At 66.9% G+C, this 6,917-nt stretch carries 6 protein-coding genes and 1 pseudogene; 3 read left to right on the top strand and 4 right to left on the bottom strand.

Translation table 11 applies throughout. The annotated features are described in order from the left end of the window. Positions 1-1,220 (top strand): annotated as a pseudogene (locus KH616_RS19340) (AAA family ATPase); the annotation flags it as partial. A 95-nt stretch (positions 1,221-1,315) separates the two neighbouring features. Here the strand turns inward: KH616_RS19340 and KH616_RS19335 are convergent. Continuing rightward, positions 1,316-1,747 carry a YidB family protein gene (locus KH616_RS19335; RefSeq protein ID WP_292249748.1) on the bottom strand — a complete coding sequence of 144 codons (432 nt, stop codon included), beginning with the start codon at positions 1,745-1,747 and terminating at the stop codon, positions 1,316-1,318. An 87-nt stretch (positions 1,748-1,834) separates the two neighbouring features. After that, positions 1,835-2,431, bottom strand: a complete 597-nt coding sequence (locus tag KH616_RS19330) for a helix-hairpin-helix domain-containing protein (RefSeq protein WP_292249747.1) — start codon at positions 2,429-2,431, stop codon at positions 1,835-1,837. Between the two features lie 273 nt (positions 2,432-2,704). Between KH616_RS19330 and KH616_RS19325 the strand changes: the two genes are divergently transcribed. Both KH616_RS19325 and KH616_RS19320 read left to right on the top strand, forming a co-directional pair. After that, positions 2,705-3,166, top strand: coding sequence for a MerR family transcriptional regulator (locus KH616_RS19325; protein WP_292249746.1), 462 nt, complete (start codon positions 2,705-2,707; stop codon positions 3,164-3,166). After that, entirely contained in the window at positions 3,150-3,584 is a 435-nt protein-coding gene (locus tag KH616_RS19320) for a carboxymuconolactone decarboxylase family protein (RefSeq protein WP_292249745.1), read from the top strand. Before KH616_RS19325 ends, KH616_RS19320 begins: the two co-directional genes overlap by 17 nt. A 41-nt stretch (positions 3,585-3,625) precedes the next feature. Here the strand turns inward: KH616_RS19320 and KH616_RS19315 are convergent, their stop codons facing one another. Together KH616_RS19315 and KH616_RS19310 are read right to left on the bottom strand one after the other, a co-directional pair. Further along, a complete protein-coding gene (locus KH616_RS19315; RefSeq protein ID WP_292249744.1) occupies positions 3,626-5,008 on the bottom strand; it encodes an MATE family efflux transporter in 1,383 nt (460 codons plus the stop codon). Between the two features lie 2 nt (positions 5,009-5,010). Further along, a complete protein-coding gene (locus KH616_RS19310) occupies positions 5,011-6,765 on the bottom strand; it encodes a glycosyltransferase family 39 protein (RefSeq protein ID WP_292249749.1) in 1,755 nt (584 codons plus the stop codon). Between the last annotated feature and the right edge of the window lie 152 nt (positions 6,766-6,917).

The raw sequence follows: 6,917 nt of genomic DNA, 5'->3' as shown, positions 1-6,917 counted from the left end.
AGATCTGGACGGCCGAGAAGGCGGCGGTGCAGGGCAGCGCGCAGCTCAAGTAAGAGATCGAGAAGGTGCGTGCGGATATCGCGCGGCTGCAGCGTGAAGGCAAGCTGGAGAAGGTCGCGGAGCTGCAGTACGGCAAGCTGCCGCAGCTCGAGGCGCAACTGAAGCAGGTCACGCAGGCCGAAGAGCAGGAGCAGCACAGCCCGACGCGTCCGCGTCTGCTGCGCACGCAGGTCGGCGCGGAGGAAATTGCCGAGGTCGTGTCGCGCGCAACCGGCATTCCGGTGTCGCGGATGATGCAGGGCGAGCGTGAGAAGCTGCTGCACATCGAGGAAAAGCTGCACGAACGCGTGGTCGGCCAGAACGAGGCGATCGACGCGGTCGCCGATGCGATCCGCCGTTCGCGTGCGGGTCTCGCGGATCCGAACCGTCCGTACGGCTCGTTCCTGTTCCTCGGCCCGACGGGCGTCGGCAAGACCGAGCTGTGCAAGGCGCTGGCCGGCTTCCTGTTCGATTCGGAAGAGCATCTGATCCGCATCGACATGAGCGAGTTCATGGAGAAGCACAGCGTTGCGCGGCTGATCGGCGCGCCGCCGGGATACGTCGGCTACGAGGAGGGCGGCTATCTGACGGAAGCCGTGCGCCGCAAGCCGTATAGCGTGATCCTGCTCGACGAGATCGAGAAGGCGCACCCGGACGTGTTCAACGTGCTGCTGCAGGTGCTCTACGACGGCCGGATGACGGACGGGCAGGGCCGCACGGTCGACTTCAAGAACACGGTGATCGTGATGACGTCGAACCTCGGCTCGCAGGTGATCCAGTCGATGGAAGGCGCGCCGCAGGAAGAGGTGAAGGAGGCGGTGTGGAACGAGGTGAAGCTGCATTTCCGCCCCGAGTTCCTGAACCGGATCGACGATGTCGTCGTGTTCCATGCGCTCGACCGCAGCAACATCCAGTCGATCGCGAAGATCCAGCTCGCGCGTCTGCATGATCGCCTGGCGAAGCTCGACATGTCGCTCGAAGTGTCGGAAGCGGCGCTCGAGCAGATCGCGAAGGTCGGTTACGATCCGCTGTTCGGCGCGCGGCCGCTCAAGCGCGCGATCCAGCAGGAGATCGAGAACCCGGTCGCGAAGCTCATCCTCGCGGGCCGTTTCGGTCCGAAGGACGTGATTCCGGTCGACGTTCGCGACGGCAGGTTCGTGTTCGACCGCGTCGTTCACTGACCGCCTGAAGCGGATCCGGCCGATGCCGGATCCCGAAAGACAAACACCCCGCCATTCCGGCGGGGTGTTTTTTTATGTACTGCGCGAAAGCGGGTTCAGCCCTGCTTGTTGCCGCCGAACAGGCCGGCGAGCTGCGACAGCGTCCCGAGCAGGTTCGGCGCGTCGAGCTGGCCGCCGGCCGGCACTTCGCCGTTCGGCGTCGCGCCGTTGATGACGTGCGGCAACGCCTGAGCGAGGATGCCGGACACCTGGCCCGGATCGATGCCAACCTTGCTCGCCAGTGCGCCGACCGTGTCCGAGCCGAGCACGTGTTGCAGCGTCTCGGGCGAAATCGGCTGGTTCTCGCCGGTGCCGACCCACGAGCCGATGATGTCGCCGGCGCCGCCCGCCTTGAACTTCTCGATGAGGCCGTTCAGGCCGCCCGGCTGGTTATTGATGAATTCGAGCGCGGCCGACAGCAGCGCGCTTTGCGAATTGCCGCCGGCCTGGCCGCCGATCAGACCGCCGACGATATCGAGTAGACCCATGATTCTTCACCTTCAATGAAAGGCGCCGCGATGGCGGCGCCAGTGGAACGAAACCGCATGCGCATATCGCCGCGCACGCGGCGTGCATCAGGCGCCCGACGCCGCGGCGGCGGAGGCTGCATTGTCATTCTTGCTCTTCTTCTTCGACTCCTTCGTGGCTTTCGCGGGCGATGCGGCAGCCGGCGCGCTCGCGCCGGGCGCCGGTGCGGGGGCCGCTGCCGCGGACGCCGCCTTGTCCTTCTTCGATGCGCGCTTGGCCTTGGCCGGCTTCTCCGCCGCCTCAGGCGCGCTCGCGGCCGGCGTCGGCGCGGGCGTGGCCGCCGGTGCGGCGCCGGTCGTCTTCGTACCCGTCGTTGTATTCATCGGGTTCGTCGTCACGCCGGGCTTCGATGCCTTTTCACCCTTCGGCGGCGTCGACGAGCCGCCGATCGTCAGGCCGTTCTCCTCAAGGTGCGCGACCGACTTCGCGCCCAGTCCCTTCACGCGGTTCGCGAGATCGTCTGCGTTCTTGAACGGGCCGTTCTTGGTGCGTTCGTCGATGATCGCCTTCGATTTCACGGGTCCGAGACCCTTCACGGATTCGAGCGCGGCCTGGTCGGCCGTATTGACTTCGACTGCGGCGGCGAAGGCCGCGGTCAGGGACAGCGACAGCGCGACGAACAGCATCAGCAGCTTTTTCAGCATGGCAAAGGCTCCCAGGTTCAGACGGATGATGGACGGTTGCAACGGACGGCCGACGACGCGAGGCCGCGTATCGCGTTAAGCATAGGACAAATGCGTGCCCTTTTTAAGACAGGCTGACCGAATCTTGCTGAAGGCTTGCGTCGCTGTAAAGCCAGAAAGCCGCGGCGGACAGCGCTTTTGACCATTCTTTACGGTGTCTGCGCAAGTCGCCGTACTGGCCGGTCGATGCGGCTTGACTTAGAGTGAACTCTAACTTCTAACCTTGAGCGTGCCATGTCGAAAACCGTATCCAGACCTTCCGCCGCCGGTCCGCTGACGATCGGGCAAGTCGCCCGGCTGACGGGCGTGTCGACGCATACGTTGCGGTATTACGAGCAGGCCGGCCTGCTGCGCGCGATTTCGCGCACGGCGGCCGGACACCGGCTCTATGCGCCGGCCGACCTTGACTGGCTTGCGTTCGTGATGCGCCTGAAGGCGACCGGCATGCCGATCGCGCAGATGCAGCAGTTCGCGGCGCTGCGCGCGGAGGGCGAGTCGACGTTCGGGGCGCGGCGACGGTTGCTGGTCGCGCATCGCGATGCGGTGCGCGCGCATATCGCGGAACTGCAGGCGAGCCTCGACACGATATGCGACAAGATCGCGTACTACGAGACGCAGGAGCGCGAGACGGAACGACGGGCGAGTACCTCTCATTCACCATCGAAAAAGGACGGACACCATGGAACGACCGGTTGAAGATCGCTATACGCGCGGCTGGAGCAAGCTGAAGGAAATCGACGGCGAAGTGGGCGAGCGCGTGATCGCCGCGCTCGCGCCGATTGCGCCGGATTTCGGGCGGCTCCTCGTCGAATTCGGCTTCGGCGACATCTACAGCCGGCCGCAGCTCGACCTGAAGTCGCGCGAGATCGCGACGATCGCGGCGCTGGCCGCGCTCGGCAACGCGCAGCCGCAGCTCAAGGTGCATATCGAGGCTGCGCTGAACGTCGGCTGCACGCGCGACGAAATCGTTGAGGTGTTCATGCAGATGGCCGTCTACGCGGGGTTTCCGGCCGCGCTCAACGCGCTGTTCGCGGCGCGTGAGGTGTTCGCCCGCCGCGACGAAGCGGCGGGCGAGGGCGGCGACGCGACCGAGGCGGCTGCGCTCGTCGCCTGATGCGGCGTAGTCGGACGGCGGGTCGCAGCGCTTGGGCTTCGCTACATCGTGATCACGTCGGCCGATCGCGATGACCTGCGCGACAGGTGCGTGCGGCTCACGTAGTGCAGGTAGCGCGTCAGTCCCGCGCCCGCGAGCATCAGGCTGATCGTGTTCGCGAACCAGAAGCCGCGCGCGCCCGTCAGCCACGCGGGCGCGATGCCGCCCACGTCGAAGCCGAGCACGTAGCCGCCGCCGAGCCCGACGCCCCACAGCGCCACCGCATAGATCACGGTCGGCACGACCGCGACTTTGTAGGCGCGCAGCACGAACGCCGATGTGATCTGCATGGCGTCGAAGAAGTGATAGCAGGTGACGATCGCGACCAGTGGCAGCGCGGCGCTCGCCACGGCAGGGTTCGGCGTGTAGCTGCCGACGATCAGCGGGCGCAGCGTGAACACGAGCATGCCGTATGCGGCGGCGATCCCGCACGCGAGCATCACGCTGTGCCGGCCGAGCAGCCGCGCCTCGTCGGGGCGGCCGGCGCCGAGTGCGCGTGCCACGAGCGTCGAGGCCGCCACGCCGATCGACAGCGGCGTCATGTACAGCACCGCGCCGATGTTGCCGGCGATCTGGTGGCCGGCGAGCGTCGTCGTGCCGAACTGCGCGATGAAGAGCGCCATGCACGTGTACGACGTCACCTCGATCAGGTACGACAGGCCCATCGGCACGCCGAGCTTCAGGATCGCCTTCTGGCGTTCCCACACGGGCCAGCAAAAGCGCGAGAAGATCGAAAGCGGCGCGAACACGTCGAGCTTCGCGAGCAGCGTGAAGCCGGTCAGCGCGAGCGCCCAGTTGATCAGCGTGCTCGCGAGGCCGCAGCCGGGGCCGCCAAGGGCTGGCACGCCGAGGCCGCCGAAGATGAACCAGACGTTCAACGGAACCTTGAGCATCAGCGCGCCGATCTGCAGGGTCATCGCGAGACGGGGCTTGCCGGCCGCGTTGGTCAGCGCGTTGTAGATGCGAAAGACGAGACTGGCCGGCAGCCCGAACGACAGGATGCGCAGATACGCGACGGTGCGGTCGTGCAGCGCGGCGGGCGCATGCGCGATGCGCAGCAGCGGATCGGGGAAATGCAGCAGCAGGAAACCCGGCACCGCGAGCAATGTGGCGAGCCACAGCGCCTGGCGGACTTCCTCGCCGATCTCCTCGTAGCGGCGCGCGCCGTACAACTGGCCCGTAATGGGCTGCAGCGCGGAAAGGATGCCCGTCAGGCCGATGTAGACCGACACATAGATCGATGAGCCGAGCCCGAGCGCGGCGAGGTCGACGATGGAGAAGCGCCCGACCATCGCCGTGTCGATCACGCCGAATGCGATGATCGCGAGCTGGCCGACGAGCACCGGCCATGCGAGCCCGACGATCTGGCGGATGTCGGCGAACACGGTCAGTGCGGCTGACGCACCGGCGGGCGGCGCTTGCTCGGCGCCTTCGGCCGCTCGATGCGCTCGTACAGGCGGAAGCGTTCGTCGCGGTCGGCGACGCGGCGGCCTTCCCAGACGAGTCGCCACACATATTGCGACATCGAGCTGGGTGCGCCGAAGTCCGCGCGATCCTGACGCAGGATCACGTCGCAGTCGCCGGAAAAGCCGAAATGCATGTTGCCGAAATACGCGAAGGTGGCGATCTGCGCGTCGCCGAGACGCACGGGCGCAATGCATTCATAGTCCGACGGCAGATGTGCGGTGATCTGCTGCGCGACGTCGCGGTAGGTCCGGCCGTAGTTGACGATCGGCAGCCATAGTGTCATCAGCAGCACCCACATCAGCGTCGTGCCGGCGCTCGACAGCACGACGCTGCGCCACAGCACCTTCGGCTGTCGCGACACGCGCCATTTCACGAGCAGGCACCAGCAGACCGTCACCGCGACCGCGCAGGCGAACGACAGCAGCTTGAAGTGCGGCGTGAAGCCGGGGACGAGGCGCCCGAGGTTGCGCGCGAGCGGGTACGGGAAGCCGGTGAGGGCGGCGAGCCAGACCAGCCAGACGAAGGTGCCGAGGATCGTGAAGCTCAGCACCGCGAACCAGTCGATCGCATTGATCGCGCCGCGCTTGAGCGTCGGCAGGGCGAACGTCGCGAGTACCGTGAGCGGCGGCAACAGCAGCATATACATGCGGTTCGACTGCTGGCTTTGCAGGATCACGAGCGCGACGAGCGGCGCGACGACCGACAGCGGAATCGCGACGTGTGCGCGCCGGCGCAGGCCGGCCCAGCTCCACCACGCCCAGATCGCGAGCGGCCAGGCGGGCCACGTGAAGAGCGGCAGATTTTTCGCGGCATACGCGAGCACGGCGGTCGGCGGCCCGGAGAAGCGCATCAGGCTGTCGTGCAGCCACTGGTTGAAAAACCACGCGGCGTCGACGGGTGCGGTAACGAATGCGGCGAGCAGCCAGAGCGCGAAGATCGCGCCGGCGAGCGGCAGGCCGATCGCGAGCAGGCGCAGATTGCGCAAGTCGGGTGTCACGAACCACATCGCGATGGTGCCCGCGACCAGCGCCCCGACGAGCACCGGGTTGCCGGACAGCGCGACGAGGCCGATTGACAGGCCCCACCAGCATGCGCCCTGTACCGGTTTGTCGATGCCACGCACGACGCCGTAGACGAGCATCGCGATCCAGGCGAACTGGGCGAGCTGAGGCGTCGTTTCGTGTCCGCGCTCGGCGAGGCCGAAGCATGCGAGCAGGATCAGGAGTGCGCCGTCGGCGAGCGTGCGGCCATAGTCGCGCGGCTCCGGCTCGCCGCCGAATGCGTACTTGAACGGCTGCACTTCGGCGCGGCGGCCGAGCAGGTACGCGGAATACCAGACGAACGCGCAGGCGACGCAGAACAGAATGCCGGTATCGACCCGCGATGCGTTGCTGGCGTCGACCCACGGGGCGAGCGCGCGGATCGACAGCGCGCCGAGCCAGTAGCCGAGCGGCCCGTCGGTCGTGATGTATTTGCCGACGAGATTCGGCAGCAGCCAGTCGTGCCAGCTGCCTTGCGCCATCGTCCACATCACGCCGAAACCCGCCGCGTCTTCGTTTTTCCATGGGTCGCGGCCGAACAGGCCGAACGCCGCGTAGACGATACAGAGCGTGAGCAGCAGCCAGCGCGGCAGCGCGCGCGTGGCGGAGGCGGTGAGACGAACGACAGGCTTCATGCAGATGAGCGATTTGTTATGGGCGGGCGGCCCGCGCGATGTCGCGCCGCGAGCCGTTTTCCAGCATCCGGCAATGTAGACGAGCCGGCCGAAGCGCGACAGCGGAAACGCCCAAGATCCGCCGCGGCCAACAGCCCAACCGCCAGCAGCGA

This window comes from Burkholderia sp. (genome assembly GCF_018375725.1).
GTDB lineage: Bacteria > Pseudomonadota > Gammaproteobacteria > Burkholderiales > Burkholderiaceae > Burkholderia.
Note: the sequence above shows the minus strand (reverse complement) of the source record. Positions and strands in the feature narration are given on the sequence as shown.